31 protein-coding genes are annotated in these 26,305 nt (G+C 64.7%); 16 read left to right on the forward strand and 15 right to left on the reverse strand.

What is annotated here, in order from left to right:
* Nucleotides 1–57: 57 nt before the first annotated feature.
* Nucleotides 58–720 (reverse strand): TetR family transcriptional regulator, encoded by a 663-nt coding sequence (locus tag RFA01S_RS05755; protein WP_052060514.1) that lies wholly within the window; start codon nt 718–720, stop codon nt 58–60.
* A gap of 70 nt (nt 721–790) precedes the next feature.
* Between RFA01S_RS05755 and mqo the strand changes: the two genes are divergently transcribed.
* Nucleotides 791–2,113 (forward strand): malate dehydrogenase (quinone), encoded by a 1,323-nt coding sequence (mqo, locus tag RFA01S_RS05760; protein ID WP_052060513.1) that lies wholly within the window; start codon nt 791–793, stop codon nt 2,111–2,113.
* Nucleotides 2,114–2,122: 9 nt separating this feature from the next.
* On the forward strand, nt 2,123–3,118 hold the full coding sequence (locus RFA01S_RS05765) for an MBL fold metallo-hydrolase (protein WP_238325056.1): 996 nt from the start codon (nt 2,123–2,125) through the stop codon (nt 3,116–3,118).
* Nucleotides 3,119–3,144: 26 nt separating this feature from the next.
* Here the strand turns inward: RFA01S_RS05765 and RFA01S_RS05770 are convergent, their stop codons facing one another.
* Nucleotides 3,145–3,918 carry an LLM class flavin-dependent oxidoreductase gene (locus RFA01S_RS05770; protein ID WP_032406490.1) on the reverse strand — a complete coding sequence of 258 codons (774 nt, stop codon included), beginning with the start codon at nt 3,916–3,918 and terminating at the stop codon, nt 3,145–3,147.
* 17 nt (nt 3,919–3,935) lie between these two features.
* Nucleotides 3,936–5,348, reverse strand: coding sequence for an acetate metabolism transcriptional regulator RamB (gene ramB, locus RFA01S_RS05775; RefSeq protein WP_027498407.1), 1,413 nt, complete (start codon nt 5,346–5,348; stop codon nt 3,936–3,938).
* Between the two features lie 148 nt (nt 5,349–5,496).
* On the opposite strand from ramB, the gene RFA01S_RS05780 reads away from it, so the two are divergent.
* Nucleotides 5,497–5,901 carry an SPW repeat domain-containing protein gene (locus RFA01S_RS05780; protein ID WP_032381228.1) on the forward strand — a complete coding sequence of 135 codons (405 nt, stop codon included), beginning with the start codon at nt 5,497–5,499 and terminating at the stop codon, nt 5,899–5,901.
* A gap of 85 nt (nt 5,902–5,986) precedes the next feature.
* Here RFA01S_RS05780 and RFA01S_RS05785 read toward each other — a convergent pair whose 3' ends face one another.
* On the reverse strand, nt 5,987–6,889 hold the full coding sequence (locus RFA01S_RS05785; protein WP_081371266.1) for a DUF559 domain-containing protein: 903 nt from the start codon (nt 6,887–6,889) through the stop codon (nt 5,987–5,989).
* A gap of 532 nt (nt 6,890–7,421) precedes the next feature.
* Between RFA01S_RS05785 and aceA the strand changes: the two genes are divergently transcribed.
* The 4 genes from aceA (at nt 7,422) to RFA01S_RS05810 (ending at nt 11,255) form a co-directional block, all read left to right on the forward strand.
* Nucleotides 7,422–8,711, forward strand: a complete 1,290-nt coding sequence (aceA, locus tag RFA01S_RS05795) for an isocitrate lyase (protein WP_027498404.1) — start codon at nt 7,422–7,424, stop codon at nt 8,709–8,711.
* 164 nt (nt 8,712–8,875) lie between these two features.
* The gene (locus RFA01S_RS05800; protein ID WP_027498403.1) at nt 8,876–9,751 is read left to right on the forward strand and encodes a 3-hydroxybutyryl-CoA dehydrogenase; all 876 of its coding nucleotides are present in this window, start codon (nt 8,876–8,878) and stop codon (nt 9,749–9,751) included.
* Between the two features lie 85 nt (nt 9,752–9,836).
* The gene (locus RFA01S_RS05805; protein ID WP_371829090.1) at nt 9,837–10,118 is read left to right on the forward strand and encodes a DoxX-related protein; all 282 of its coding nucleotides are present in this window, start codon (nt 9,837–9,839) and stop codon (nt 10,116–10,118) included.
* 96 nt (nt 10,119–10,214) lie between these two features.
* Nucleotides 10,215–11,255 carry an NAD(P)-dependent alcohol dehydrogenase gene (locus RFA01S_RS05810; RefSeq protein WP_027498401.1) on the forward strand — a complete coding sequence of 347 codons (1,041 nt, stop codon included), beginning with the start codon at nt 10,215–10,217 and terminating at the stop codon, nt 11,253–11,255.
* 79 nt (nt 11,256–11,334) lie between these two features.
* Here the strand turns inward: RFA01S_RS05810 and RFA01S_RS05815 are convergent, their stop codons facing one another.
* A complete protein-coding gene (locus RFA01S_RS05815) occupies nt 11,335–12,192 on the reverse strand; it encodes a PPK2 family polyphosphate kinase (RefSeq protein ID WP_032406488.1) in 858 nt (285 codons plus the stop codon).
* A gap of 32 nt (nt 12,193–12,224) precedes the next feature.
* Here RFA01S_RS05815 and RFA01S_RS05820 point away from each other — a divergent pair, with 32 nt between their 5' ends.
* Complete coding sequence (locus RFA01S_RS05820) at nt 12,225–12,686, forward strand: PPOX class F420-dependent oxidoreductase (RefSeq protein WP_032406619.1); 462 nt, start codon at nt 12,225–12,227, stop codon at nt 12,684–12,686.
* A gap of 69 nt (nt 12,687–12,755) precedes the next feature.
* Here RFA01S_RS05820 and RFA01S_RS05825 read toward each other — a convergent pair whose 3' ends face one another.
* Nucleotides 12,756–13,745 carry an iron-siderophore ABC transporter substrate-binding protein gene (locus tag RFA01S_RS05825; protein ID WP_032406487.1) on the reverse strand — a complete coding sequence of 330 codons (990 nt, stop codon included), beginning with the start codon at nt 13,743–13,745 and terminating at the stop codon, nt 12,756–12,758.
* A gap of 16 nt (nt 13,746–13,761) precedes the next feature.
* Entirely contained in the window at nt 13,762–14,307 is a 546-nt protein-coding gene (locus tag RFA01S_RS05830) for a type 1 glutamine amidotransferase domain-containing protein (RefSeq protein ID WP_174557204.1), read from the reverse strand.
* Nucleotides 14,308–14,379: 72 nt separating this feature from the next.
* Here RFA01S_RS05830 and RFA01S_RS27645 point away from each other — a divergent pair, with 72 nt between their 5' ends.
* Nucleotides 14,380–14,553 (forward strand): Rv3202a family protein, encoded by a 174-nt coding sequence (locus tag RFA01S_RS27645; RefSeq protein ID WP_167326064.1) that lies wholly within the window; start codon nt 14,380–14,382, stop codon nt 14,551–14,553.
* Here the strand turns inward: RFA01S_RS27645 and RFA01S_RS05835 are convergent.
* On the reverse strand, nt 14,550–15,227 hold the full coding sequence (locus RFA01S_RS05835; protein WP_228139367.1) for a TetR/AcrR family transcriptional regulator: 678 nt from the start codon (nt 15,225–15,227) through the stop codon (nt 14,550–14,552). The two genes, RFA01S_RS27645 and RFA01S_RS05835, sit on opposite strands and share 4 nt — an antisense overlap.
* 140 nt (nt 15,228–15,367) lie before the next feature.
* Between RFA01S_RS05835 and RFA01S_RS05840 the strand changes: the two genes are divergently transcribed.
* From RFA01S_RS05840 to RFA01S_RS05860, 5 genes are all read left to right on the forward strand, one after another.
* On the forward strand, nt 15,368–16,642 hold the full coding sequence (locus RFA01S_RS05840; protein ID WP_027498395.1) for a DUF445 domain-containing protein: 1,275 nt from the start codon (nt 15,368–15,370) through the stop codon (nt 16,640–16,642).
* Between the two features lie 73 nt (nt 16,643–16,715).
* Nucleotides 16,716–17,183, forward strand: a complete 468-nt coding sequence (locus RFA01S_RS05845) for a helix-turn-helix domain-containing protein (protein WP_027498394.1) — start codon at nt 16,716–16,718, stop codon at nt 17,181–17,183.
* Entirely contained in the window at nt 17,176–17,970 is a 795-nt protein-coding gene (locus RFA01S_RS05850; protein ID WP_032390624.1) for a heparin-binding hemagglutinin, read from the forward strand. The genes RFA01S_RS05845 and RFA01S_RS05850 overlap by 8 nt, the downstream gene beginning before the upstream one ends.
* 67 nt (nt 17,971–18,037) lie before the next feature.
* Nucleotides 18,038–18,331, forward strand: a complete 294-nt coding sequence (locus RFA01S_RS05855; protein WP_032365181.1) for a DUF2516 family protein — start codon at nt 18,038–18,040, stop codon at nt 18,329–18,331.
* An 80-nt stretch (nt 18,332–18,411) separates the two neighbouring features.
* On the forward strand, nt 18,412–19,437 hold the full coding sequence (locus tag RFA01S_RS05860) for an alpha/beta fold hydrolase (protein WP_080731889.1): 1,026 nt from the start codon (nt 18,412–18,414) through the stop codon (nt 19,435–19,437).
* A 10-nt stretch (nt 19,438–19,447) separates the two neighbouring features.
* Here the strand turns inward: RFA01S_RS05860 and purU are convergent, their stop codons facing one another.
* Both purU and RFA01S_RS05870 read right to left on the reverse strand, forming a co-directional pair.
* A complete protein-coding gene (purU, locus tag RFA01S_RS05865) occupies nt 19,448–20,332 on the reverse strand; it encodes a formyltetrahydrofolate deformylase (RefSeq protein ID WP_032365183.1) in 885 nt (294 codons plus the stop codon).
* Between the two features lie 13 nt (nt 20,333–20,345).
* On the reverse strand, nt 20,346–21,188 hold the full coding sequence (locus tag RFA01S_RS05870) for a class I SAM-dependent methyltransferase (RefSeq protein WP_032406486.1): 843 nt from the start codon (nt 21,186–21,188) through the stop codon (nt 20,346–20,348).
* Between the two features lie 58 nt (nt 21,189–21,246).
* Between RFA01S_RS05870 and deoC the strand changes: the two genes are divergently transcribed.
* Nucleotides 21,247–21,897: a deoxyribose-phosphate aldolase gene (gene deoC / locus RFA01S_RS05875; RefSeq protein WP_032406485.1), complete on the forward strand. Its 651-nt coding sequence runs from the start codon at nt 21,247–21,249 to the stop codon at nt 21,895–21,897.
* A 61-nt stretch (nt 21,898–21,958) separates the two neighbouring features.
* Here deoC and RFA01S_RS05880 read toward each other — a convergent pair whose 3' ends face one another.
* The gene (locus tag RFA01S_RS05880; RefSeq protein ID WP_027498387.1) at nt 21,959–22,705 is read right to left on the reverse strand and encodes an LmeA family phospholipid-binding protein; all 747 of its coding nucleotides are present in this window, start codon (nt 22,703–22,705) and stop codon (nt 21,959–21,961) included.
* A 110-nt stretch (nt 22,706–22,815) separates the two neighbouring features.
* On the opposite strand from RFA01S_RS05880, the gene RFA01S_RS05885 reads away from it, so the two are divergent.
* Nucleotides 22,816–23,403 (forward strand): type IV toxin-antitoxin system AbiEi family antitoxin domain-containing protein, encoded by a 588-nt coding sequence (locus RFA01S_RS05885; protein ID WP_027498386.1) that lies wholly within the window; start codon nt 22,816–22,818, stop codon nt 23,401–23,403.
* 3 nt (nt 23,404–23,406) lie between these two features.
* Here RFA01S_RS05885 and RFA01S_RS05890 read toward each other — a convergent pair whose 3' ends face one another.
* The 4 genes from RFA01S_RS05890 to RFA01S_RS05905 all read right to left on the reverse strand — a co-directional run bounded on the left by RFA01S_RS05890 (nt 23,407) and on the right by RFA01S_RS05905 (nt 26,272).
* The gene (locus RFA01S_RS05890; protein ID WP_072692022.1) at nt 23,407–24,348 is read right to left on the reverse strand and encodes a GNAT family N-acetyltransferase; all 942 of its coding nucleotides are present in this window, start codon (nt 24,346–24,348) and stop codon (nt 23,407–23,409) included.
* A gap of 26 nt (nt 24,349–24,374) precedes the next feature.
* Nucleotides 24,375–25,070, reverse strand: a complete 696-nt coding sequence (locus RFA01S_RS05895; RefSeq protein WP_032386176.1) for a class I SAM-dependent methyltransferase — start codon at nt 25,068–25,070, stop codon at nt 24,375–24,377.
* Nucleotides 25,071–25,213: 143 nt separating this feature from the next.
* Complete coding sequence (locus RFA01S_RS05900; RefSeq protein ID WP_032381240.1) at nt 25,214–25,717, reverse strand: DUF2505 domain-containing protein; 504 nt, start codon at nt 25,715–25,717, stop codon at nt 25,214–25,216.
* 45 nt (nt 25,718–25,762) lie between these two features.
* Entirely contained in the window at nt 25,763–26,272 is a 510-nt protein-coding gene (locus tag RFA01S_RS05905) for a DUF2505 domain-containing protein (protein ID WP_032369787.1), read from the reverse strand.
* Between the last annotated feature and the right edge of the window lie 33 nt (nt 26,273–26,305).

Below are 26,305 nucleotides of genomic sequence, written 5' to 3' on the forward strand. Positions count from 1 at the left end.
CTGCACCCGCGGACGAGACTTTGCCACCCGACAAGATGTACACGACGATGCGAGTAATCAGGACGAAACGTCAGTCTCCTCGGCCAGGGCCCTGATACCGGCGATGTAGGTGTTCAGCCCGAGCTTCTCGAACGCCGTCCGCGCGCTGACGTCGCTCAGATGCGAGGCTGCGGCGAGGATATTGGGAAACTCGTCGGGATGGAGGGAGTCCATCGTTTTCGCCACCTCGTGTTCGACGTGTGCCCGACGCTCCGGCTCGACTTCGACACCCGTGAACAGCGGCTCCGTGATCAACGAAATGGCGACTCGAACGCCGTGACGGGCCAGCTGGGTGGCGTCGGACAGGGAGAAGCCGGCCTCGCCGAGAAGTTTCAGGCTGAGCTCCATCGCCGCTCTGCTGTTGGGGGAGAACAGCATTCGTGGAACGACGATGGTCGCTGCTCCGGGATGTGCGCGCAAGGCGCGCATGAAGTCCTCGAGCACGGTGCGCAGTTGCTCCCACCACGTCGCCGTGGGATCGACGGTGATCTCGAGATCCTGGCAGACGCGGTCGCCCATGGCGTCGAGCAGTTCGTCCTTGTTCTTCACATGCCAGTAGATCGCCATGGGAGAGACACCGAGTTCGGTGGCGATCTTGCGGATGGTGAGCGAGTCGAGTCCGCGTCGGTACGCGACTTCGAGCGCGGCGTCGACGACGGCAGTCCTGGTCAAGCGAGGCACCGGCAGAACTATACAGGCGTACGAGTCGGTGTTGGCGTGACTTGTACTTAGTACGAGAGAGGGGTGCACGATGGATGACGTCATCCTCGTCGGCGGTGGGGTGATGAGCGCGACGCTCGGCACGCTGCTGCAACGTGTGGAGCCGACCTGGTCGATTAAGGTCCTCGAACGATTGCCCGAGGTAGCGATGGAAGCCTCCGACGGGTGGAACAATGCCGGGACCGGCCACGCCGGCCTGTGCGAAACCAACTACACGACGGAGAGAGTCGACGGCTCCGTCGATATCGACCGGGCCGTCGCGATCGCCGAGCAGTTCGCCGTGACGCGACGCTTCTGGTCGACGCTGGCCGACACCAGCTTCGTACGTTCGGTGCCGCACATGACTCTGGTGCAGGGGGCGGAGAACGTCCGATCGCTGCAGGCAAGGCATCGAGCGTTGACCGCGCATCCGCTGTTTCGAGCCATGGAGTACACCGAAGATGCTGCGGTACTGGACGAGTGGGCACCGCTGGTGTCGGCGGGACGAACAGGCGACTGGGCCGCCACCCGAGATGCGACCGGAACCGACGTCGACTTCGGTGCACTGACGCGGCAGTTGCTGGGGGACATGAGTGGACGTGGTGCGCGCGTGGAGACCGGGCGGGAGGTGACCGGGATGAGTCAGGAACGGGACGGATCCTGGTCCCTGCGAGTGCGCGGTGGCCGATCGATCGAGCGCGCGCGCTTCGTGTTCGTCGGTGCCGGTGGCTGGGCTCTGAAGCTGTTGCGCACAGCAGGGATTCCCGAGGCCCGCGGTTACGGACTACTACCGATCAGCGGGCAGTTCTTGCGTTGTGATCGGCCCGAGGTGGTCGACAGACACGACGCGAAGGTCTATGGAACTCCGCCCATCGGAGCGCCTCCGATGTCGGTGCCCCATCTCGACACCCGCATCGTCGACGGGCGGCGGTCCATACTCTTCGGACCGTACGCCGGCGCGAATCCTCGGTTTCTGAAACACGGATCGTGGCTCGACTTCCCGACGTCGATCGACCGGCACAACATCGGGTCACTGCTGTCGATGGCAGGCAACAACACGCCGTTGATAGGTCTGCTGCTGTCGGAATTGACGGCCACCCGAGCCAAGAAGATCGCTGCGTTGCGCCAATTCGTACCGAATGCCGGTCCGTCGGACTGGTCCGTGGTCCCCGCCGGACAGCGCGCCCAGATCGTCGTGAACGGGCAATTGCGTTTCGGCACGGAGGTGATCGCGTCGCAGGACGGCTCCATCGCCGCCGTGCTCGGCGCATCGCCCGGCGCCTCCACCGCTGTTCCCATCATGCTGGAGGTATTGGGTCGATGTTTTCCGGAGCGCCAGTGGAATGGTCGACTGCAGGAGATGCTCAGCGGATAGCCTGTGGCAGTGCGAAACACCGAGGTGGGATACCAGCAGATCGCCGACGACACCTGGGCCTTCATGCGTCCACCGGGAAGTTGGGGTCAGACCAACACCGGGCTCGTCGTGGCACCCGGTTCGGCGTCGATGCTGATCGACACCGTCTGGGACGTGAACTGGGCCGGGCGGGTTGCCGCCGACACCGCCGAGTTGGCTGCCGCCGCACCGATCACCGAGGTCCTCAACACGCATTCGGACGGTGATCACTGGTGGGGAAACGACAGCGTGCCCGCCTCCGCACGCATCACCACCAGTGCGGCGTCGCTGCACGCGATGAAGGAGGAGACCCCGCCGAAGGGAGTAGCCGCATTCGCGTCCTTAGGCAAGGCGGTCGGCTGGGTGCCGGGACCGATCGGTGCGATGGGCTCCTACATGGACCGTGTTCGCGGCGATGCGCTGTTTCCGTCGGCGCTGCCCCGGCTGCCTGATCACACCTTCGAAACCACCGAAACCATCGATGTCGCAGGACGACTGGTTCACCTGCGCTACCTCGGTCCGGCGCACACCGAAGGCGATCTCATCGCTCACCTCCCGGACGTGGGGGTCGTGTTCGCGGGCGACCTGCTCTTCATCGACGCCACCCCGGTGCTGTGGCACGGCCCGCTGCAAAACTGGATCGACGCCCTCGACCACCTCCTCGAACTCGACGCCGACGTGTACGTTCCCGGCCACGGCCCCCTGTGCGGCACCGACGAAATACGCGCCGTGCGCAGCTACTGGACCTGGGTCGGCGAGGCCGGACGAGCGTGCTTCGACGCGGGCCTCGGCTCCACCGAGGCCGCCCTGAACCTGCTCAAATCACCCGAATTCGGGCACTATGCGCACTGGGATTCGCCCGAGCGACTCATCCTCAGCATGAGCACGCTCTACCGCCTGTGGCGAGGCGAACCCGCTGCGCCACCCACGCTGACGCGTCGAGCACGCGCATTCGCCGACGCGGGACGGTATCTGCGGGAGCGCTAGTGTCAGCCTTTCGGTGAGGCTGCTGGTTACTGGGCTCCGAACTCCTTTGTCAAGGACGCGGCGTGCGCGAACAGTGGGGTCGGATCCGGTTGTTCTGCAGTCGGTTCCAGTACGACAGTTGTCGCGCCCGCATCGATCCAGCGCTGCAGATTGCTCATGGCGGCATCGGAATCGGATCCGACGGCGACATAGACGACGATGTCGTGACCCGGCCCCGCGGCGATATGCCCGACGGCAGTCCGCAGCTGATCCGGGTCCGTCTCGCTCGTGAGAATGGTGCCGACACTCCTGCGGCCGCTCAGAGCAAGGGTTTTCGGGCCCGTGGCCCCGACGAGCAGTGGAGGTGCCTGCAGCGGAGGCCAATCGAGCTGCACATTGTCGAGCGAGACGTACCGACCCTGCGTGGTGACGCTCTCGCCCGCGAGGAGAGCGGTGAGGGCTGTCATCTGCTCGTCGAGCAACGTCAGCGGAGACTGCACTCGTGCGCCGATCTGGCCCATCCACGACTGGACGCCGTGGCCGAGTCCCACGCGGAGCCGGCCCGGATGGACCCGAGCGACGGTCGCGATCTCCATGGCCGTCGACGCCACGTTCCGCATCGGAGTGGGCAACACCCCGATGCCGACGTTCACGCGATCGGTGCTCGCGAGAATCAGTGCAGCAGTGGACAGCCCGCCGGAGAAGAAGCAGTCTTCCCACAGCCAGACCTCGTCGACGCCCGCAGCATCGGCTGCGCGAGCCGCGTCGACCAGCGCCTCCGGGGCGATCTCGGGCCGGAGTACAACGCCGATTCGGGTCATGGGAATTCTCTTTCTACTCAGCGAACGAGGTACGGGGACACCGAGCTTCGGTGCTCGTCTATGTCGAGATCCTTGCCCAGCGGCGGAAACGCACGCTGCGGGCAGTTCGAGCGTTCGCAGACCCGGCAACCCGCTCCGATTGGAGTTGCGACCGCCGAGCCCTGCACGTCCAATCCATCGGCATAGACGAGCCGTCCGGCATGGCGCAGTTCGCAACCGAGGCCGATGGCAAAAGTCTTGCCGGGCTGACCGTATCGAGCGGCGCGGCGTTCCACCGTCCGCGCGATCCACAGGTAGTTTCGGCCGTCGGGCATCTCGGCGATCTGCGTCATGATCTTGCCGGGATACGCGAACGTCTCGTACACGTTCCACAGCGGGCAGGTGCCGCCGCTGGAGGAGAAGTGAAAGCCGGTGGCGGACTGTCGTTTCGACATGTTGCCGGCGCGATCGACCCGGACGAACGAGAACGGAACACCGCGCATCTCGGGGCGCTGCAGCGTGGAGAGTCGGTGGCAGATGGTCTCGTAACTCACCGAGAAGAAGGCCGACAGCCGCTCGATGTCGTATCGGAAATCCTCGGCGACGTCGTGGAACTGGTGATACGGCAACACCGTCGCGGCCGCGAAATAGTTGGCGAACCCGAGCACCGCCAGTTTCTTCGACGCCTCGCTCGTGAAGTTTCCCTCGTCGGCCATCTTGTTCAACAGATCACCGCATTCGAGATACGCGAGCTCGGCGGCGAACTTGAACACCTTCTGCCCGCCGGAGAGGTGAGGAGAAATCTCCAACACCCGCGTCTGCGGGTCGAACCGATGCAGCACGTTCTCACCGAGGTCGATGCGATTGACGATCTGCACGTCGTGCACCGTGCGCAACCGCTTCGCGATCTCACCGCCCACATCGGCGCGATGGAACCGAATTCTCGACGTCAATGCCTCTGCGGCGGTATCCAATTCGTGCAGATAGTTCTGTCGTTGATAGAAGTAGTCGCGCACCTCTTCGTGCGGCTTGCTGATCGAGCCGCTGCCACTGCCGTCGGAGAATCGTTCCTCGGTCGCTGCCAACAGCTGAGCCGTCGTATTGCGGTATCGGCGATGCATATTGACCATTGCCCGAGCCAGCTGTGGGTGCGAGCTGACCATCTGCGCGATCTCGTGCGGATCGGCATCGATGCCCATGTCCTGATCGAGTGCGACTTCGCGCAACTCGGCAACCAACCTGGTGTCGTCCTCCGAGGAGAAGAACGAGGTGTCGACGCCGAAGACCTCCGAGATCCGCAGCAGTACCGGAACCGTCAACGGGCGTACGTCGTGCTCGATCTGGTTGAGATAGCTGGCCGAGATACCGAGCTTCTGCGCCAGAGATACCTGGCTCATGCTGCGTTCGCTGCGGAGCTGCCGAAGGCGAACGCCGACGAAAGTCTTGGACACGGTTGCCAGGCTACGCCTGCGAAGAATTGCCTTAACACCGTTCGCAACTAGCTGCTGGGTCACGATTCGGTGACCGTTGGGAACATTAGCCGAAGTAAAGGCGTATACCGATATACGAGCTATTCACCACGCACCTCGAGGAGCGGTCATGTCCAATCGTCAGCGCACATCGGAAATCGTCAGGGACGTCGTCGTCTTCGTCACCGGAGCCGTTCTGGTCGCCTCCACCGTCTGGCTTCCCGTCCAGGGCGACCAAGAAGTCACCGGAGCCATCCTGGTGCTCGGCATCCTTGCGGCATCGTCGGCGCTCTGGGCCATCGGATCCGCGTCCAGGCAGAGTCACTGGACTCACGTCGGCCTCGGTGTGTTGCTCGCCGTCTCACCCGCGCTGATGGTCTTCCCCTCCGGATTGCTGGCCGCGGACCTGTTCGCCATCGTCGGCGGACTCGTGATCGCTGCAATGGGTGCGCTGGGGGTCATTGCGTCGCGCCGGGCGCCGGTCACCTCGCGAGTAGTGGCCTCCAGCAACGAGCGCACCGGCGTTCGCATCTGAGGCTTCTCTGCAACTGATGCTCCACTTCCCGGGACAGGCGCGATGAATCCCGTGTGCGGCCCAGCGAGTGGAGCATTGTGTGCAGTCATCGCCGCGATGCCCGGCGCCGCCTGACAACCGACGCGATTTCGCCCGCAACGCGATCGGGTGCAGTGAGCACATCGAATGCCGAGTAGCGCAGCACCAACCAACCATCGAGGATCAGCGCGTTCTGTCGTCGGCGATCCTTGCTGAATACGGCTGCTGCACTGTGGAATTTGCGACCGTCGACTTCGATGATCGTTCGGCTGCGGCGGTCGACGAAATCACACACGAACGGACCGACTGCAGCGTTCATCTCCAGGCGCAGGCCGAGTCGATGCACTGCGCGGCCCAGGGCGCGCTCGGGCTCCGACGCAAATCTCGATACCGCGAGCCGCACCTGACGAGCCAGCTCGACGTTCCCGTGCCGACCCGGGAATCGGTCGAGTAGGCAGAGCAGCGAAGCCGGGTCCATTCCGAACTTCATGCGCTCGTCGATCAGCAACTCGGCATCGGGGCGGGGGAGTAGCGCCAGGCAGTCGAGCATCGTCTGCGCAGAGATGGTGCAGGGCAGCGCTGCGACCTCGTCGACGAGCGTGGAGTCCATCTCGCGACGGTGCAGCCGAAGCCACGACGGAGGTCTCAGCCGCGCAGTTCGGGGGACGGTGGCGTCGAGCATTGTCGGTTCGGTGGTCCAGCCGCGCAGGTACGCGGCCGATCGATGACTGAGGACGGCGTCGGGTCGCCACAGCGTGATCGCCCGACAACGGTCCCTCGTCGACGGCTCCCCGCGCATATGGACCGTCGGCAGGACGCGCGTGAAGCGACGCGAGATGGTGCTGGGGTGAATCCCTCCGGCGACGAGGTCCCCCAAGGTGGTGGGGGTGGAGCCTGCGGGGGTGGGGGTGGAGCCTGCGGGGGTGGGGGTGGAGCCTGCGGAATGACCTGCGGGGTTCTGGTATGTCATGGCTGCAGCATCGGCGCGTCGTTGTGGGGCGTTGATCGGTCGACCTGGGGAAATGGAATGGCCTGTGCATGGCCGATGGCTTGTGGATGGTGCAATTCCTGCTCCACTCGACGCACTCGCACGGGGGATTCTCCGACGAGAGATCGCGAGTGGAGCACCTTGTGCAGCGTCCACATCGTGAGACGAAGCGAGTGTGACGTCCATCACTAACGAGTCGCTTTCTGACTCGATTCAGACGCTCGATTCAAACCGTACAAGCGTCCCGTAAAGAATTTTGTTCATTCCGTTCACCAACTGGGGATTCGTCGCTACCGACGAGTAACCACGCTGCCCGATCGGCGAGGTATGCGAGCCCCGAAAATTCGCAGACTTAGCAAAGGGCTCTGGAAAGCTAGCCAAGATTGGCACTAACAACTGGTAGACGCCTGTTTTCGGGTGTGCCATTGTTTTGGAGTACACCAGAAGGGCCTGGCAACGATGTGAAGATTCGTCTCGCGGCAGGCCGAGAAGCAGAGAAGAGACTGGAGCTCCGATGTCGACCACCGGCACCCCGAAGACCACCGCCGAGATTCAGCAGGATTGGGACACCAACCCGCGCTGGAAGGGCGTCACCCGTAACTTCACCGCGCAGCAGGTCTCCGACCTCCAGGGCACTGTGGTCGAAGAAGCCACACTCGCTCGCCGCGGCAGCGAGATCCTGTGGGATCTCGTCAACAACGAGGACTACATCAACTCGCTCGGTGCCCTCACCGGCAACCAGGCCGTGCAGCAGATTCGCGCCGGCCTCCAGGCGATCTACCTCTCCGGCTGGCAGGTCGCCGGCGACGCCAACCTCTCGGGCCACACCTACCCGGACCAGAGCCTCTACCCGGCCAACTCGGTTCCGTCGGTCGTCCGTCGCATCAACAACGCGCTCCTGCGCGCCGACGAGATCGCCAAGATCGAGGGCGACACGTCCGTCAAGAACTGGGTTGCACCCATCGTGGCCGACGCCGAAGCAGGCTTCGGTGGCGCACTGAACGCCTACGAGCTGCAGAAGGCCATGATCGTGGCCGGCGCTGCCGGTGTGCACTGGGAAGACCAGCTCGCATCGGAGAAGAAGTGCGGCCACCTCGGTGGCAAGGTGCTCATCCCCACCCAGCAGCACATCCGCACCCTGACCTCCGCCCGTCTGGCCTCGGACGTCGCCGACGTCCCCTCGGTCATCATCGCCCGCACCGACGCCGAGGCAGCCACGCTGATCACCTCCGACGTCGACGAGCGTGACCGCGAGTTCCTCGACGGAACCCGCACCGCAGAAGGCTTCTTCGGCGTCAAGAACGGCATCGAGCCCTGCATCGCTCGCGCCAAGGCCTACGCACCGTACGCAGACCTCATCTGGATGGAGACCGGCGTCCCGGACCTCGAGGTCGCCAAGAAGTTCTCCGAGTCGGTTCGCAGCGAATTCCCGGACCAGCTGCTGGCCTACAACTGCTCGCCTTCGTTCAACTGGAAGGCACACCTGGACGACGCCACCATCGCGAAGTTCCAGAAGGAACTCGGCGCCATGGGCTTCAAGTTCCAGTTCATCACCCTCGCGGGCTTCCACTCGCTCAACTACGGCATGTTCGACCTGGCACACGGCTACGCCCGCGAAGGCATGACCGCGTTCGTCGACCTGCAGGAGCGCGAGTTCAAGGCTGCCGAAGAGCGTGGCTTCACCGCCATCAAGCACCAGCGTGAGGTCGGCGCCGGCTACTTCGACCGCATCGCCACCACCGTCGACCCCAACACCTCGACGGCTGCACTGAAGGGATCCACCGAAGAAGGCCAGTTCCACTGAGCTAGCCCGCCTCCCCGGAACTTCAGCGCACTAGTCAGGCGGCCCCAGCGTTTCGCTGCGGGCCGCCTGATTTGTATCGCCTGGGTTCTGGGCGTACCCCGGAAGGGTTACCCTCATCTCGCTTTAAGCTGTTGTGGTGCAACATTATTCGCTAGGAGTTTGCTGTGACGGTGGAGAGGGTGGGGATCGTCGGAGCCGGACAGATGGGTGCGGGAATCGCAGAGGTCTGCGCCCGCGCGCACGTCGACGTGGCGGTCTACGAACAGACTCGCGAACTGGCGACGGCCGGCCGCAGCCGCATCCTGCAATCACTGAACCGCGGAGTGAGCAGCGGCAAGATCACCGAGCGCGAACGAGAACACGCCGCCTCCCGGTTGCGGTTCACCTGCGACCTCGGGGACTTCGCAGACCGCCAACTCGTCGTCGAAGCAGTCCTCGAGGACGAAGAGATCAAGGCGGCAATATTCGCAGAACTCGACGCGGTGGTGTCCGACGCGAATGCCGTGCTCGCGTCCAACACCTCGTCCATTCCGATCACGACGCTCGCGTCGGCCACCACGGCACCGCAACGCGTCGTCGGACTTCATTTCTTCAATCCGGTTCCGGTATTGCCGCTCGTCGAGCTGGTCACCACGAGCACAACGTCCGATGCGGTGGCCGACCGCGCCGAAGCCTTCGCCGGAGATGTTCTCGGCAAGCAGGTGGTGAGATCCGCGGATCGCTCGGGCTTCGTCGTCAACGCACTTCTCGTTCCGTATCTGCTCTCGGCGATCCGCATGGTCGAGTCGGGATTCGCCACCAAGGAAGACGTCGACAAAGCGACGGTTCTGGGTTTGGCGCACCCGATGGGACCGCTCGCGCTCGCGGATCTCGTAGGCCTCGACACCGTCAAGTCCATTGCCGACTCCATGTATTCGGAATTCGACGAGCCGCTGTTCGCGGCACCGCCGTTGTTGCTGCGCATGGTCGAGGCGGGGCAGACGGGCAAGAAGACCGGGGCCGGGTTCTACCGCTACGAGAACGGCCGCGTAGCAAAGTAGTGGGCGTCTCGGGCGGGTCGCCGCGCAGCGGCCTGCCGAGCGCTATTGTCGGTCTGCCGGTGCAAATCCATCGATCCCAGGGAGCATGTCAGTGAGCAAGTCCAAGAAGTCGAACGGTCTGGTGCCCAAGGCATTCGGAATCGGGTTGGCCGCTACAGGCGCGGCCCATTTCGTCGTGCCGGAGGCCTTCGAGGGAATCACCAAGCTTCCGTTCCCCAAGGACACTCGAACCTGGATCAGTCGTAACGGGGCCACAGAACTGGCCGTCGGCGTGGCGATCGCGTACCCCAAGACCCGCAAGATCGGACTGGTCGGTCTGGCAACGTATGTTGGATGGCTCGGCGTCAATATCGCCAAGAACAGCTGACGTTACTGTTGCGAACGACTCGTTCGGAGCAGGAATAGCCTGGTCGCAGCGGTAGCTGTGTTGCGCTTACACAGATGCGTAGGTAGCAATGTAGATATGACTTCAGCTACCGCTTACCAGGCCACCGCTCCGGACGCTCCGCTCGAGAAGGCGACGATCGAGCGACGCGCAGTCGGACCGCACGACATCCTCATCGACGTCAAGTTCGCGGGCATCTGCCACTCCGACATCCACACCGCCCGAAACGAGTGGGGCGGCACCACGTACCCCGTTGTTCCCGGACACGAGATCGCCGGCATCGTGGCCGAGGTCGGCTCCGAGGTGACCACCCGCAAGGTCGGCGACCGCGTGGGCGTCGGCTGCTTCGTCGACTCCTGCGGCAAGTGCGAGGCATGTCTCGACGGCGACGAGCAGTACTGCACCAAGGGCGTCGTCCAGACGTACAACTCCACCACCTACGAGGGTGAGTTCACCAACGGCGGCTACTCCACCCAGATCGTCGTCACCGAGAAGTTCGTCCTCGGAATCCCGGAAGGCGTCGAACTCGACGTCGCCGCGCCGCTGCTGTGTGCCGGCATCACGCTGTACTCGCCCCTCAAGCACTGGGGAGCCGGCCCCGACAAGAAGGTCGCCATCATCGGAATGGGCGGCCTCGGACACATCGGCGTCAAGATCGCTCACGCCATGGGCGCGCACGTCACCGTGCTGAGCCAGACGGATGCGAAAGAAGCTGACGGCAAGGCCTACGGTGCCGACGAGTACTACGCCACCAAGGACACCACCGCGCTCAAGGATCTGCAGGGCAAGTTCGACCTGATCCTCAACACCGTCTCGGCCAACCTGCCCATGGGCAAGTACCTGGGACTGCTGGCCCGCAACGGAACCCTCGTCGAGCTCGGTGTTCCCGAGAAGCCCCTCGAGGTGCCTGCATTCAACCTGCTGGCCAACCGTCGCTCGTTCGCCGGTTCCATGGTCGGCGGCATCGCCGAGACCCAGGAAATGCTGGACTTCTGCGCCGAGCACCACATCGGTGCCGAGATCGAGGTCATTCCGGCCGAGAAGATCAACGAGGCATACGACCGCGTCGTCAAGTCCGACGTGCGCTACCGCTTCGTGATCGACGCAGCCACGCTGTAACTGTCTCCTTGGACGCGTGAATGGTCCATCGACCTGCCCAGACGGGGGTCGATGGACCATTCACGCCTTCGAAGGGGGTTCAGCTTTCGGCGAGTCGCTGCTTCTCGTGTTCGACATCGAAATCGGCTGCGGGCCAATCGAGATCGAGCTTTTCGAGCGCGTCGATGAGAATTTCCGTGACGGCCAGTCTGCTGTACCACTTGCGGTCGGCCGGCACGACGTACCACGGTGCATGATCGAAGTCCGTACGATCCAGCACTCGCTGATACGCGGCCCGGTACTGCGGCAGGAAGCCACGCTCGGTGACGTCACCCGGGTTGTACTTCCAGTGCTTCTCGGGTCGATCCAGCCGTTCCTGCAGTCGCTTCTTCTGTTCGTCGGCCGAGACGAACAAGGCCACCTTGACGACGACCGTGTCCTCGTCGACCAACTCTTTCTCGAAAGCGTTGATCTCGTCGAATCGCTTCTCCCACACCTGCCGTGGCACGAGGTCGTGGACCGCGACGACGAGAACGTCCTCGTAATGGGACCGATCGAACACCCCGATCCGGCCTGCGCGCGGAAGAGCTTTGCGGATGCGCCACAGGTAGTGGTGTTGCTTCTCCTCCTGGGTCGGCACCCCGAACGACGCGAGGTCGACGCCTTGAGGATCGACCATCCCGATGACGTGCTTGACCATGCCGCCCTTGCCTGCAGTGTCCATGCCCTGCAGCACGAGCAGAACCGACTTGGTGCCGCCTGTGCGCCCGTGGGCATAGAGCTTTTCCTGGAGCGCCGCCAGCACCGCACCGCGCTGCTCGAGGACGTCGTTGCCGTGCGCTTTCGCGCCGTCGAACCCCGGAGTGGCGGTGAAATCGATGTCCTCCACACGAGGAGAGGCACTGGCGCGCAGCACATCGACGGGAGAGAGCGTCCACAGTTTCGACTTGTCGGCCATAGGCGGAAGACTACTTCTCTACCATGGGATTCATGGCCCCTACCATCGCAAAAGCCGAGACTGTGTCGCGTGAGCAACTGCTCGAATTCGTCTCTCCGCGGCACCACCACACCCTGATCACGCGTAAGCGCGACGACGGTCTGCAGGTCTCCCCGGTGTCCGCAGGCGTGGACTCGGAAGGCCGCATCGTCATCGCCACCTACCCCGAGCGCGCCAAGGTGCACAACATCCGCCGCACGCCGGCCGTCACCGTGTTGGTACACAGCGACGACTGGAACGGCGACTACGTTCAGGTCGACGGGACGGCCGAGATCATCGATCTCCCCGACGCCGTCGAGCCTCTGGTGGAGTACTTCCGCAGCATCGCCGGCGAGCACTCGGACTGGGACGAATACCGCGCAGCGATGGTGAAGCAGGGAAAGTCGTTGATCCGCATCACGATCGACACCTGGGGCCCGATCGCCGCGGGTGGATTTCCCCCGGGAAGAATATGACAAGCCCGCCCGGGAGAGTGTGACAAGCCCCCGGGCAGGGTGTGACAAGCCCGCCCGGGAGGGTGTGAGCTAAGCCTTCAGTGGTGCTGCGAACAGTGGCACTGCGTTGTCGAGTGCGTATCGGGTTCCCGCGACCGAGGCGGCCGAGAATGCGTTGGACAGGTCGGTGTCACCGAGCACGACGAGGCGTCCGTCGCGGGCCGACGGGAGTCCCTGGATGAGCGGGTTCTCGGTGATGACCTCGGGTCCGCTGCCGATGGGGAACATGACCGTCAGGTCGGCGTCGAGGTTCGCGATGTTCTCCTCGGAGAGGTCGACGCTGAACTTCCCGGGTTGGGCGAGGTCCTGGATGGCCGGGGCGTTCGTCAGTCCGAGTGCTTCGAGGAAGTCGACTCGGGTGTCGCCGCGTACGTAGGCCCCGCTCTGGCCGCTGTACAGCGTGCCGACGGCGACGGACTTGCCGGCGAATTCCGGGTTGGCAGCCACGGTCTCGGCGAATTGGGTCTTGGTGTCGTCGATCAGCTTTTTGCCTTCGTCGACTTTTCCGAGTGCCTTGGCGACGATCTCGGTCTGCCCGTCCCATGTGGTGCCGTAGGCGACGTCGGTTCCCGGAGGGGCCGCGACAGTGGGGGCGATGTCGGACAGCTGGTCGTACACGGCCTTGTCGTTGGTGCTCCGGGTCCACAGGATCAGGTCCGGTGCCAGGGCGGCGACCGATTCGACGTCGATGTCGTAGGTGGCCAGGATCGTCGGGTCGGTGTCGTACTTTTCGGTGACCCAAGGGCCGAGGCCGTTGCCTCCGACGCCGAGCCAGTCACTGGCTCCGACGGGCTGCACGCCGAGAGCCAGTGCGGTTTCGGCGTCGGACCAGCCGAGCGCAACTACTCGCTGGGGATCGGCCGGCACCTCGACCTCCCCGAACATGTCGGTGACTACCGTGCCCGCAGCAGCCGAGTCGGCCGAGTCACCGCCGTCGGAACTATCGGATCCGCACGCGGTCAGGGTCAGAGCGAGGGCCACGGCTGCCGCAGGCAGGGCCAGAGATCGAGAAATGCGCATAGGGCACGCTAACCTATCAAGCGCGGAAGTGCTCCACGATCTTCGCGCAGAAGGCCGGCAGGTCGTCGGGGTTGCGGCTCGACACCAGGTTGCCGTCCACGACCACTTCCTCGTCGACGACAGTCGCACCGGCGTTACGAAGGTCGGTCCGAATGCTCGGGTAGGACGTCAGCGTGCGGCCTTTCAGTACGTCTGCTTCGACCAACGTCCACGCGCCGTGGCAGATGACTCCGACCGGTTTGCGCGCCTGAACGAACGCACGCACGAACTCCACTGCGTCCGCATCCACGCGCAATTGATCGGGATTCGTGGTGCCGCCGGGCAGGATCAACGCGTCGAAGTCGTCGACCGATACCTCACCCGCGATCTTATCGACACTGAACGTGTCGCCTGCGTTCACGTCGCTGTTCATGGCTTGGATGTCGCCGTGATCGAGCGAAACCAATGTGACTGTGCCACCGGCATTTTCGACGGCTTCACGGGGCTGCACCAATTCGACCTGCTCGACACCGTCGGTGGCGAGAACGGCAATTCGGCGTCCGGACAATGTTTCGTTGTTCATGTTCGTTCGGATTACCGGCGCGATCGAGTTTCAAACGAGAACCGTGTGCGCGGCAGTGGTACGAATGGACACATGAGCGAATCACCGATCGAATCTCCGACCGAGGATCGCGTCGAGCAGAATCTGCCGATCGCGGACGAACCGGACGAGCCGGATGCGGGCGATCTCCCCGTCGAGGCCGACGCCACGGACGTCATCGAACAACGCACCGAAGTTCCGCTCGACGACGAATACGACGAGCGCTAGGACTTACCCGGCTCGTCGTCCACCAGAGGATGCGGCTGCGACTTGAACTTGGCCGGTGAGCCGTCGGCCATGGCCACGCCGTGGATGCCGCCCCACATCATCATGCAGAGGTAGTCGATCAGGTCGTCGGCGGACATGGACTTGTTCGAGATCCACCAGTGCGTGGCCAACTGGACTGCGCCGACGATGGCGAACGCCCACGGCACCGAGCCGCCCGAATCCATCTCACGTTGGCGCAGCCGCTCACCCAACACGGTGGAGAGGAGTTCGGCGATCATGCGCTCGGACTCGGCCACCACGTCCCGGTTGTTGCCGGCGTTGTTGGCCATCACGTAGAGGTACACCTCGGGATCGGTGGCCACCGTCTCGACGTAGGCGGTCACTACCACCCGGGTCAGCTCGTACTCGTCGAGCTCGTGGGAGATCGCGGAGTAGATGCGCGGCGCGAGGGTGGTTTCGACGTACCGGGACATCGTCGCGCTGGTCAGATCGTTCTTGTCGGTGAAATACCGATAGAGCACCGTCTTCGAGATACCGATCTCCGACGCGATCTCGTCCATCCCGATCTCGCGACCACGCAGCCGGATCGCGGCCAACGTACCGTCGACGAGCTCCTCGCGTCGGGCAATCTTGTGCTCTCGCCATCGACGCTTGCGGCCGTCCGGCTTCTCGATCTTGGGCTTGTCCGCGTCCGCCTCGGGGGCGTCCTCCGAGGCTGCCGCCGCACTATTTTTCACCACGTCACCCACCTTATGCGTCGGGTACGACACAGGAGGGGGCCGTGCCCGGTTGATCGGTTGCGATTCTGGGCACAATGTCGGGTGTGCAGCTCATGAACTTCGACGACGAGACCAAGCGTCGCGACCTCCGCAAGATGAAAACCGTCGCGACGGGATTCCTCGTCTTCGCCTCGATCGTCTATCTTTTCTGCCGCTGGCAGGAATCCACCGGGGCCGGGGCATGGGTGGGGTACGTCCGAGCGGCGTCGGAGGCAGGCATGGTGGGCGCGCTGGCGGACTGGTTCGCGGTGACGGCCCTGTTCAAGCATCCGCTGGGCATTCCGATTCCGCACACGGCCCTGATCAAGAAGAAGAAGGACCAGCTCGGTGCCAGCCTGAGCTCGTTCGTCGGTAGCAACTTCCTCGCGCCCGAGGTCGTCTCGGAGAAGGTCGCGTCGGCCCAGGTGCCGTTGCGACTCGGCACCTGGCTCGCCCAACCCGACAATGCGGAACGGGTGGCGGCCGAGGCGGCAACGGTGCTGCACGGCGTGGTCGACGTGCTCAACGACGAGGACATCACCGCCGTCATCGACAGCACCATCGTGCGCCGACTGGCCGATCCGCAATGGGGGCCGCCGATCGGCCGCATCCTCGACGAGCTGCTTCGCGAGAATCGTCAGCTCCCGCTGATCGACATGCTGGCCGAGCGCGCTCATCAGTGGGCACTGGGCAGCCAGGAAATGATCGATCGTGTCGTCGCCCGGGACTCGCCCAACTGGTCGCCGAAGTTCGTCGACACGCTGCTGGGGGAGAAGGTCTACAAGGAACTCGTCGAGTTCACGTGGAAGATCCGCTCCAATCCCGAACACGAGGTGCGCCTGGCGGCGAACAAGTTCCTCGTCGACTACGCCAACGATCTGCAGAACGATCCGGCCACCATCGAGAAGGCCGAGAAGCTCAAGGCACAGATCATGGGCCGCGAGGAGATCACCGGGCTCGCCGCGTCGACGTGGAAGGTGGCAAAGCGTCTGATCACCGAGTCGGTGGACGATCCGACGAGTACTTTGCGCAACAAGATCAAGGAGAACACGGCCAACTTCGGCATTCGACTGCGCGACGACGACGAATTGCGCGGAAAAGCGGACGGTTGGCTGCTGGGTGGGGCCCGTTACATCGCTGCCAACTACGCAGACGAGATCACGACGATCATCGGCGACACCGTCGCGCGCTGGGACGCCGAGGAAGCGAGCAGGAAGATCGAACTGCAGGTCGGACGAGACCTGCAGTTCATCCGGATTAACGGCACCGTCGTCGGTTCCATCGCAGGCCTGGCGATCTACACCGTCTCCGATCTGATCTTCGGGCACTAGTGCTAGCAGGGTGCTTGCAATAGTTAGCACCCTTCGGTACCGTCCAGTAGGACACCGAAACCAGGAGGCCGAGATGGCCGAGAACGAGGGGGATCTGGTCGCCAAAGCGACCGAGGCGACGCAGGTGGTCGCCGAGGCCGGAGACCTTGTCGCCGCAGTCGTCACGACTGCAGCCCAGGACATCGGAAGCTACATCCGGTCCCAGCGAGAAGCCGCACAAGTATCCATGCGGCAGCTCGCGAGCAGGGCCGGAGTGAGCAACCCGTATCTGAGCCAGATCGAACGCGGACTACGCAATCCGTCCGCAGAAGTGCTTGCGCAGATAGCCAAGGGTCTGCGCGTCTCCTCCGAGGTGCTGTACGTCCGGGCCGGGATCTTGGAAGCGCGTCCCCACGGTCCGGTGCGCGAAGCTCTGCTCGGCGATGAGCACATCACCGAACGGCAGAAGCAAGTGCTGATCGAGATCTACGACTCGTTCTGTCGTGAGAACGAGTCGACGCAAGAGCCCGAAACCGACGAACAGGAGACACCAGATGTCTGATTCCAAGAATTTCGAGAACGTCAAGACTCCGATCTACGCAGCTGTCGGTGCCGGCGACGCAGTCGTCCAGGCCGTCGCAGATGTCGTGGCACAGGTGCGCTCGCGCGCCGAGAGCCGGACCAGCGAGGTCAACGCCCGCATCGCAGACCTCTCCGACGAGGTCACCGAGGGCGTCGAGTCGCTCCGCGAGCGCCTGACGAACCTGCCCGCAGAGCTGCCCGACGAGATCGCCGAGCTCCGCGAGCGCTTCACCCCGGACGAGCTTCGCAAGGTAGCCGAGGCGTACCTCAAGGTCGCGTCCGACCTGTACACCTCGCTCGCCGAGCGCGGCGAAGAGACCGTCGAGCGCATCCGCCGCACCCCGGCAGTCGAAGAAGGCCTCGAACGCGCCAACTCCGCCGCCAACGACGTCGTCGACCTCACCGAGCACGCTCTCGGAACTGTCGCATCGCAGACCCGCGCAGTCGGCGAGCGCGCCGCAGCTCTGGCCGGCATCGCGTCGGACAAGGTTCGCGAAGGTGCCGACGAGATCTCCGAGGCCGCCGACGAGCTCGCCGAGAACATCGACGAAGCCGGCGACGAAGCCAAGGACAAGGCCGTCGAGGCGTCCGACAAGGTGAGCGGTGTGGCAGGCAAGGTCGAATCCAAGACCCGCGGCACCGCCGACGCACCGATCAAGAAGGCTGCTCCGGCACCGGCCAAGAAGACCGCACCGGCACCGGCCGCCAAGAAGACCGCACCGGCACCGGCTGCCAAGAAGGCTCCGGCCAAGAAGACCACCAGCTAAAGCACTCGTAAAGAAAACGACCCCTGCACCGCACGGTGCAGGGGTCGTTTCTCGTACACTGTCGCCTGTGAGCATCGCAGGCAGTTTCAGCTTCTATATCCTGACCTTCCTCCAGCTACTCGGAGTGGCAGGAGCGGCCTACGCGATTTTCCACGCACTACGTCAGCGCTCGGACGCTTTTCCGGCCGTGGACAAGCTGACCAAGAATGCCTGGCTCGCAATCCTGTTCGTCGGTCTGCTGCTGATCCTTGTCTCGGGCGTCATCGGCTTCCTGGGCATCATCGGTGTCGTCGCAGTCTGCGTGTACCTGGTGGACGTGCGTCCCAAGCTCGACGGCATTCAGCGCGGACCGCGCTGGTAGAGGGGCTTGAAGCACCCGTTCGGCGCTGGGCGTAACCTCTACCGCACCCGCTCGGGGGTCACAGGTAGAGGGGAATATCAGTGGTTTCACGCAAGGTAATCGAACGTTCGCTGCTCGGAGTCGGAGGCATCGCCGCTGCCGCGAGCATCGGGGCCTTCGTCGTTCGGCGACGTCGACTGCATTCGTTCACCAAGACCACGGACGTGCAGCCGGACGAGTTGCTGCAGCATCCCACGGCCGAGCCGACCGTCACCGAAGTCGTCACCGACGACGGCGCACACCTGCACGTGCGCAGCTACGGTGACCCCGATGCCGAACCCGTCCTGTTCAGTCACGGTTGGACCTGCTCGGCCGATTACTGGTTTCCGCAGATCAATGCGCTCGCAGGTCGCTACCGCGTCATCGTCTACGACCAGCGCGGACACGGGCGCAGCGACGTCGGAACGCGTCCGCTGAGCCCCGACGTACTGGCCGACGACCTGTCGGCCGTTCTCTCGGCCACCGTCACCGAGGACAACAAGACCGTCCTGGTGGGGCACAGTATGGGCGGCATGTCGATCATGGCGTGGGCCGGAAATTACCCCGATCAGGTCGACCGCCTGGTCAGCGCCGTGCTGCTCGCCAGCACGGCGACGGATTCCCTCGTCCGAGAGACCACCGTCATCCCGTTGCCGCAGCGCTTCCCACGGGTACCCGCTCCGGTGGGACGCGCTGTGCTGAGCTCGGCGCTACCGCTACGGCCGTCCCCGGTGACCCGCCAAGCCATCAAGTACATCTCGATGGCCCCCGGTGCCACGCCCGCCGAGGTGGCGTTCTGCGAGAAGATCGTGCTCGAGTGCGCGCCGCGTACCCGGGGTATCTGGGGCGCTGCGTTGAGCGACCTCGACATCCGCGAGGCGCTCGAGAACATGTCCGTGCCCACCAGCGTGCTCGTCGGATCTGCGGATCGACTGACCCCGCCCGTGCACGCGCGCAAGCTCGCCCGAGCACTCGACGACCACGATCACCTGAGCCGACTGATCGTGATCCCCGGAATCGGCCACATGAGCTCGGTGGAAGCGATCGACGACTTCAACGCCGAAGTGGTTCGCCTGCGGAACCTGTGACCCTAACGGTCTAGCTGAACACCACGGTCTTGCGTCCGTGCACCAGGACGCGATCCTCGAGGTGCCAGCGCAGGCCGCGGGAGAGCACCAGCTTCTCGATGTCGCGCCCCTGACGCACCATGTCGGTCACCTCGTCGGAGTGGTCGACGCGGATGACGTCCTGCTCGATGATGGGACCCGCGTCGAGCTCGGCCGTCACGTAATGGCACGTCGCGCCGATGAGCTTGACGCCACGGGCGAACGCCTGGTGGTACGGCCGAGCACCGACGAACGACGGCAGGAAGCTGTGGTGGATGTTGATGGCGCGACCGGCCCAGTGCTCGCAGAGCGACTCGGGCAGCACCTGCATGAAGCGCGCCAACACCACTGCGTGCGGGTCGTAGGAGTCGACGAGCGAGCGGACTTCCTCGAAAGCCGGTCCGCGCTCGGACGGGTCCTTCGCGAACTCGACGTGATGGAAGGGTGTTCCGTGCGCCGCAGCGACGGGCTCGAGCGACCTGTGGTTGCCGATCACCGCCGAGATCTGAGCGGGTAGCTCCCCGCCGGCCGCGCGGCCCAGGAGGTCGTGCAAGCAATGTGCTTCCTTGCTCACCAGCAGTACGACTCGCTTGGGTGCGCCCGAATCATGCAGTGCCCATTCGGTTTCCGGGCCGAGCTCGGCAGCCACCTCGGCGAAGCGGGCACGCAGATCCTCGACGCTCATGCTCACCGACGAGGCCCGCACGGCCTGACGCGTGAAGAACCAACCGGTATCGGGATCGGCGTGATAGGCGGCCTCGACGATCCAGCCGCCGACCTCGGCGAGAAACGTGGAGATACGGGCGACGATGCCCGTCTTGTCTGGGCAACCGAGGGACAGAACGTAGCGGCGATCCTCGGACACGGAAGAACTCATGGGGGCAATTCTCTCAGGGCGCTCGCAACCCGGTTGCCACCAGTGTCCCGAGATCGATCGAATCGATGCCGCGCTCGGTCAGCGACGCGAACAAGTCCGCTCGAATCCGCCCGACGGCTGCGTCGTCGAACGGGGTGAGGGCACCGCGCAGAGCACTGCCCAACACGAAGCTCCACACGAACGACTCCGTGGCGGGTACATGATTGCTCAGCTCGGATACCCGGACGTCCGTCGTACCGGCCGCCGCGAGCCACGTACCGAGCAGATCGGCCGTCTCCATGCGCCGGATCGGGTGCTTGTCGTACCCCTCCTGCGCGAGGCGGCCCACCTGCTCCGTGGACGGAGAATGTGCTGCGATCACCTCGAAATACGCACGGGAGAACGCCTCGATCGCGCCCTGACGCCACACCGTCACCCCGACGCCGCCACCAGGCCGGACCAGCGACACCAGACGCGAGAAGTCCCGCTCGGGATCCGGCAGGAAGAAGATGCCGTACGAACACGCCAGGGCGTCGTATCCGGCGTCGGGAACGGTCGACGGCGGTTCCCAGGCCGTGGCGTCGGCGACGACGAAGTCGATGTTGCGCAGGGCGCGCTCGGTGGCTTTCACCCGGCCCACCTCCAGCAGGTCGTCGGCGAGGTCGACGGCATGGACCAGGCCGTCCGGGCCGACTGCTGCTGCGGCGGGGAGCGCGGACGCTCCCGTGCCGGAACACACGTCCAGTACGGCGTCGCCGGATCGCAGCCCCAGAGCGAACGTCAGCGACTGCCCGGCCGGGCCCCAGACCAGCGGCGTCACCGCGTCGAACTCTCTGCTGGTGGCGTTGAACGTGTCGGCGAGCGAGGCTGCGTCCATAGCCGAGAATGGTAGACCGACAGGGCCGCGACATGCGGTGCTGTGAAAAGCTGGGTTCATGACACTCACCCGCGCCGCCCTCGCCGGAATGGTCGATCACACCCTGCTCAAGCCGGAGGCCACGGCCGCCGACGTGGAGGCCCTCATCGAGGAAGGCCGCGAGCTGGGAGTGCTCGCCGTGTGCGTCTCCCCGTCGATGCTGCCGATTCGCGCCGAGGGAATGCTCACCGCTGTGGTGGCCGGATTCCCGTCGGGTAAGCATCATTCGTTGATCAAGGGATCAGAGGCGCGACTGGCCGTGCAGCAGGGGGCCGACGAGGTCGACATGGTGATCGACGTCGGCGCGGCCGTCGCCGGGGACTACAACGCCGTGCTGGCCGACATCGTGACCGTCCGCGAAGGCATCGGCGACGCGGTACTCAAGGTGATCATCGAATCGGCAGCGCTGTCCGACGAGGCGATCGTCGAAGTGTGCCGCGCCGCGGAGAAGGCCGGAGCTCACTTCGTCAAGACATCCACCGGATTCCATCCCGCTGGCGGCGCGAGCGTCGAGGCGGTGCGGCTGATGGCCGAGACCATCGGCGGACGTTTGGGCGTCAAAGCCAGCGGCGGCATCCGCACCACGGACGCTGCCCTGGCCATGATCGACGCCGGTGCCACGCGGTTGGGGCTATCGGGTACCCGTGCGGTGCTGGACGGGCTGAACTAGAGCGACTGCGTCGCACGTGCACGGAAACTCGTAGTGGGCTACGAGTTTCCGCTCACGTGGGTTACGCGACCAGGGAGCAACCCTCGGGCGTCTGCTGATTCTGGTTCTGCTGGGTGGCCGGGATGGTGTACTGGCCGCCTTCGAGGGCGAGTTCGATGCCGGAGTCGGTGACGGTCAGCGACGTCGGAGCCATGTCCAGCGGGTACGCCTGCAGGCTGTCAGTGAGCACGCCGACGACGGAATCGACCAGATCGGTGGGGATTCCCAGGCCCAGAATCGATGCGTCGACGGTTTGGACGTCGACCTTGCCGCCCGTGACCTGCGGCTTGACGGTCAGCTTCGCAAGCGCGCCGACGGCGAACTCCAGGGTGCCCGCCGACGCGTCGGACGTGACCCCGGAGACGATGGCACCGATGCCCTGGCTCTGCAGGGTGCGGGTGATGCCGTCGGTCGACCACGAGATGTCGGCACTCGAGCTACCGATGGTGCCGCCCGAGTCGGCGCTTTGGGTCAGGTTCAGATCGTTCGCCTCGGCGTGCACGACCATGCCCTCGGCCGGGCCGAATCGAGCATCGTCGCTGTCGACGGTCACCGACGAGACCTTCTTGTCGACCAAGGACAGCAAGACCGGCTTGAAGCCGAGACCCACCTCCACCTGGCTGCCCAGCTCGGACTCGAGCTGGCCGGCGAGGCAGGATTTGATCTGCTGCCGAACGAACAGTTCTCCGCCGATGACGGCGACGAGGAGGACGACAACAACGGAGACTGCGATCAGCGGTACTGTGCTGCGCCTGGCTGAGGATGTCATTCCCGGCAGTCTTCCCGAAGTTTCTGAGCAAGCTCTGTGAAACTCGCCGAGTCCGGGGATTCGATTCGAAAGTTTGTGATGTGTAACACATTCTGACGTACTCTTGCTGCATGAGCACGATAGGACCGAGTGTGCAGGAGCTGCACTCGCTCGCTACCCGGCAGGACGGCTACTTCACCGCCGAACAGGCCGGTGAACTCGGCTTCGACTCTGCGATGGTGCGCGTCAACCTGGCCACGTCCACGTGGACTCGCGTCGAGCGCAACCTGTTTCGGCTCGGACAGTGGCCGCACAGCGAACTCGAAGTGTTCGCCATGTGGTGCGCGTGGTTCGGCGGCGAGGCAGTGATCTCACACCAGAGCGCCGCCGAATTGCACGGTTTCGGACACCTGCACCCGCAGTTCGTACATCTCTGCGCGTTCGGCGACCTAAGACTCACCGACACTCGCCTGGCAGTGCACCGACTGCGGCTCGAGCCGCGTGACGTCGAATCGGCCGGCACGTTCAACATCACCACTCCCGTACGCACGGTCCTCGACCTCGCCGCAGGCGGTATCTCGCAGATCACCCTCGACGAGGTGGTGGGCGACGCCGTGGCCATCGGTCGCGTCGACCCGCAGGCGCTGTACTCCGAGGCCGGCAGCAGCACCGATCGAGTGGCCGAACGCGTCGAACTGGCGCTGTCCGCCTGTACGTGATCGCTAGCCCGCGTGCACGATGCGGGTGCGGGTGACGACGAAGCCTGCGCGCTCGAAGGCTGCTCGCATGGGTGCGTTTGCTGCATCGGTGGTTCCGACTATGCGGTGCTGCCCGTCGTCGTGGTGTATCCGGACCATCTCGGACAGTAGATCGTCGACATAGCCCTGACCACGATGCTCGGGGAACACCCCGAGATAGCTAATGGCCGCGTCGTAGGCATTTCTGGTCGGGACGACGAAGCCCACCGTCGTGCCGTCGAGTCGGCCGGCGATCTGCCAGGACTCCCGCCGCCCCGGTAGCGAACCATAGAAGACGAGATCGTCCGCGGCGAGTGTGGCGACGCCGTGCTCGGCGACCATCTCTCGAGTATGGGAGTCGAGGCTTCCGGCTGCGACGGCTTCGAACACCTCGAGGAATTCTGCATCGGTGCCCGCCGAGAAGTGCAGTCGGGTCGACGTCTCGGGCGGCGGGGCGTCAGCCGTCCGGGCGAACGAGACGCGTTCGGTCGTGCGGGTGAATCCGCCTCCGTACGCAGCCGATGCGCGCCACGCCAACGCCCGCGGCAGGGAATCGTCCATCGAGTTCCCTACCGGCACATCGACATTGAACTCCAATGCGATGCTGTGATCGAACGCTGCACGGGCGGCACCGACCAGTGCAGCGCCGACGTCGTCCGGTCTCTCCTCGTCCGGGGCGACCGACAAGCAGTCGAGGGTGACCGGGCTCGTTGCGTCGGAACGGCCCCACCACACCGCGCGCCCGACCGGACGGCCGGCGCGTTCGGCCAGCCATGTCCACTCGAACCGGTAATTGCCCGACGCCATGTCCTCGTGGAGGCGAGTCGAATCGACCCACTCGACTGGCTCCACAGTGCGCCACTGCTCGAGTATTTCGAGGTCGTCGCGCACACACGGCCTCACCGTGAGAGCGTCAGGTGTGTTCATGCGCATTTCCTTCGCAGCAGGATCGGTCACGTCGGGGCGACCGTCGACCAGGGCACTGTGAGCACGTTGTCTCGCATGCGGCGGCGGGGGAGTGCGACCGGGAGTCCTTGCTCTGCAAGCACTTTCAATGCCGCCCGCCAACGCAACCGGGGGCCGAACGGGGCCAGTGGTGCCGAGACCGACCACGCGCGGTCGGCGCGGCGCAGCACATCGTGGATCAGCTCGCCCTCGATGTTGCGGTGTATCAACACTTTCGGAAGCCGCTCCGCGATGTCCGACGGCATCTCGACATCGAACGGGTCCCAGGCCAGAGTCAGAGATCGTGGCCCATCGGCGTCGAGCAGCACCCACGCGCAGCGTCGACCGAGTTCGTCGCAGGTGCCGTCGACCAACAGGCCGCCGGGTGCCAGGCCCGACAGAATGCGGTGCCAGGCACCGGGAACCGCGTCCTCGGGATATTGCCGCAGCACGTTGAAGGCCCGCACCAGATTCGGTCGCAGTCCGGCCAACTCGAAGCCGCCACGGGCGAATTCGACGCCGCCGCTTCCTTCGACCACCCGCGCGGGATCGATTTCCAGACCGGTGACTCGGAGATCGGGCCTGACGGTTCGAAGTCGGCCCGCGAGTTCGAGAGTCGTGTTCGGCATCGCCCCGTACCCGAGGTCGACGACGAGGGGGTCCGGTGATTCGCGCAGGACGCGTCGGACATCGGGATCGTGCATCAACCACCGGTCGCTGCGACGCAACCGGTTGATGCCGGTGGTGCCGCGGGTGATGACACCCTCAGGGGCAGGAGTGGAGCCTGCGGAACGACCCGGGTGGGGAGTGGAGCCTGCGGAACGACCCCTGTTCGGACTGTTCAGGGCTAGGCGTTCTTCTCGAGCCAGTCGGCGGTCACTTCGCCCTCGCCGCGCCACAGGTCGATGAGGTTGACGAGCATCAGTTGCTCGAGTTTGCCGCCGATGAACGGCAGGAACACCTTGGCCTCGGAGGACGTGCGCAGCGTCGAGCCACCGTTGGTGGGGAACAGTGACGTGGTGCCCTTCAGTGAGCCGGGTCCGGCCGGAATCGACGCGTCGTAGTGCCCCGCCGTGGTTTCCCCGTACGCGTCGAAATGCACGTTGCGGGTGATGACCATGTCTTTCTTCATCACCGTCTGTGCGATGTCGGGCAACTCGGTACGGGGGATGACGTGGTGCATCACGATGTCGATTCCGGCGTCGGACACCTCGAAGCTCTTCAGCTCGTTCTCCGAATACTTACGCATCTCCTCGATGCGCGCGTCCCAGTGCTCGCGACTGGACAGCGCTGCATAGACCTGCTGCGTCGAGTGGGTGAACCGGGCGGAGTAGTTCATTCGGCGAGCCATAGTGCGCCAGGTTACCCAGGAGTGGAGCCTGCGGAACGACCAGGCTCAGCTGCTTGCTTGCGCGGCGATCCAGTTACCGGTGAAGTCCTGCTCGTTGTCGATGAGGGCGAGGACCTGCTCACTGATCATCGCTTCGATCTTCCCGCCGAAGATGGGGACCTTGACCTCGGTGGTGCCGGCCAGCGCGACGGTGGTCGTCTCGCCCTTGCCGTCGAGGCTGGTGGTGCCGGTGATGCGCGCGGGTGCTCCTTCGACGGTGGCTCCGAAGGTGCCCGCGGCGTGGGTGCCGTCGAACTGTCCCCAGCTCTCGGTTCGTTCGATGATGAGGTCGCCCTTCTTGAAGGCTGTGACCGCGGACGGCAGCTCTTCTTCGGGGACCGACTGGGTCATGACGACGTCGATGGTGCCGTCGCCGACGGTGACGCTCTTCAAGCTGGCACCGGGGCCGCCGATCTGCTCGATGCGGTCCTTCCAGTACTGCTCGGACGTCAGCGCTGCGTGGACCTTGTCGGCGGAGGCGGGCACAGTCGAGCTGTGCTCAATAGGGCGAGGCATCCCCGCAGGTTACCGGGTGACTGAGGACGTTCG

This window comes from Rhodococcoides fascians NBRC 12155 = LMG 3623 (assembly GCF_001894785.1).
Classification (GTDB): Bacteria; Actinomycetota; Actinomycetes; order Mycobacteriales; family Mycobacteriaceae; genus Rhodococcoides; species Rhodococcoides fascians.

Excerpts from the sequence above, each read along its gene's own strand:
- RFA01S_RS05825 (WP_032406487.1), bottom strand. The coding sequence starts at position 13,745 with ATGCGCATTTCTCGATCTCTGGCCCTGCCTGCGGCAGCCGTGGCCCTC.
- RFA01S_RS05845 (WP_027498394.1), top strand. The coding sequence starts at position 16,716 with ATGGCCGAGAACGAGGGGGATCTGGTCGCCAAAGCGACCGAGGCGACG.
- RFA01S_RS05820 (WP_032406619.1), top strand. The coding sequence starts at position 12,225 with ATGGCCCCTACCATCGCAAAAGCCGAGACTGTGTCGCGTGAGCAACTG.
- RFA01S_RS05900 (WP_032381240.1), bottom strand. The coding sequence starts at position 25,717 with ATGGCTCGCCGAATGAACTACTCCGCCCGGTTCACCCACTCGACGCAG.
- RFA01S_RS05815 (WP_032406488.1), bottom strand. The coding sequence starts at position 12,192 with ATGGCCGACAAGTCGAAACTGTGGACGCTCTCTCCCGTCGATGTGCTG.
- mqo (WP_052060513.1), top strand. The coding sequence starts at position 791 with ATGGATGACGTCATCCTCGTCGGCGGTGGGGTGATGAGCGCGACGCTC.
- RFA01S_RS05805 (WP_371829090.1), top strand. The coding sequence starts at position 9,837 with ATGTCAGTGAGCAAGTCCAAGAAGTCGAACGGTCTGGTGCCCAAGGCA.
- purU (WP_032365183.1), bottom strand. The coding sequence starts at position 20,332 with ATGAGTTCTTCCGTGTCCGAGGATCGCCGCTACGTTCTGTCCCTCGGT.
- deoC (WP_032406485.1), top strand. The coding sequence starts at position 21,247 with ATGACACTCACCCGCGCCGCCCTCGCCGGAATGGTCGATCACACCCTG.
- RFA01S_RS05840 (WP_027498395.1), top strand. The coding sequence starts at position 15,368 with ATGTCGGGTGTGCAGCTCATGAACTTCGACGACGAGACCAAGCGTCGC.
- RFA01S_RS05885 (WP_027498386.1), top strand. The coding sequence starts at position 22,816 with ATGAGCACGATAGGACCGAGTGTGCAGGAGCTGCACTCGCTCGCTACC.
- aceA (WP_027498404.1), top strand. The coding sequence starts at position 7,422 with ATGTCGACCACCGGCACCCCGAAGACCACCGCCGAGATTCAGCAGGAT.
- RFA01S_RS05880 (WP_027498387.1), bottom strand. The coding sequence starts at position 22,705 with ATGACATCCTCAGCCAGGCGCAGCACAGTACCGCTGATCGCAGTCTCC.
- RFA01S_RS05895 (WP_032386176.1), bottom strand. The coding sequence starts at position 25,070 with ATGCACGATCCCGATGTCCGACGCGTCCTGCGCGAATCACCGGACCCC.
- RFA01S_RS27645 (WP_167326064.1), top strand. The coding sequence starts at position 14,380 with ATGAGCGAATCACCGATCGAATCTCCGACCGAGGATCGCGTCGAGCAG.
- RFA01S_RS05850 (WP_032390624.1), top strand. The coding sequence starts at position 17,176 with ATGTCTGATTCCAAGAATTTCGAGAACGTCAAGACTCCGATCTACGCA.
- RFA01S_RS05770 (WP_032406490.1), bottom strand. The coding sequence starts at position 3,918 with ATGACCCGAATCGGCGTTGTACTCCGGCCCGAGATCGCCCCGGAGGCG.
- RFA01S_RS05870 (WP_032406486.1), bottom strand. The coding sequence starts at position 21,188 with ATGGACGCAGCCTCGCTCGCCGACACGTTCAACGCCACCAGCAGAGAG.
- RFA01S_RS05780 (WP_032381228.1), top strand. The coding sequence starts at position 5,497 with ATGTCCAATCGTCAGCGCACATCGGAAATCGTCAGGGACGTCGTCGTC.
- RFA01S_RS05830 (WP_174557204.1), bottom strand. The coding sequence starts at position 14,307 with ATGAACAACGAAACATTGTCCGGACGCCGAATTGCCGTTCTCGCCACC.
- RFA01S_RS05890 (WP_072692022.1), bottom strand. The coding sequence starts at position 24,348 with ATGAACACACCTGACGCTCTCACGGTGAGGCCGTGTGTGCGCGACGAC.
- RFA01S_RS05785 (WP_081371266.1), bottom strand. The coding sequence starts at position 6,889 with ATGACATACCAGAACCCCGCAGGTCATTCCGCAGGCTCCACCCCCACC.
- RFA01S_RS05905 (WP_032369787.1), bottom strand. The coding sequence starts at position 26,272 with ATGCCTCGCCCTATTGAGCACAGCTCGACTGTGCCCGCCTCCGCCGAC.
- RFA01S_RS05810 (WP_027498401.1), top strand. The coding sequence starts at position 10,215 with ATGACTTCAGCTACCGCTTACCAGGCCACCGCTCCGGACGCTCCGCTC.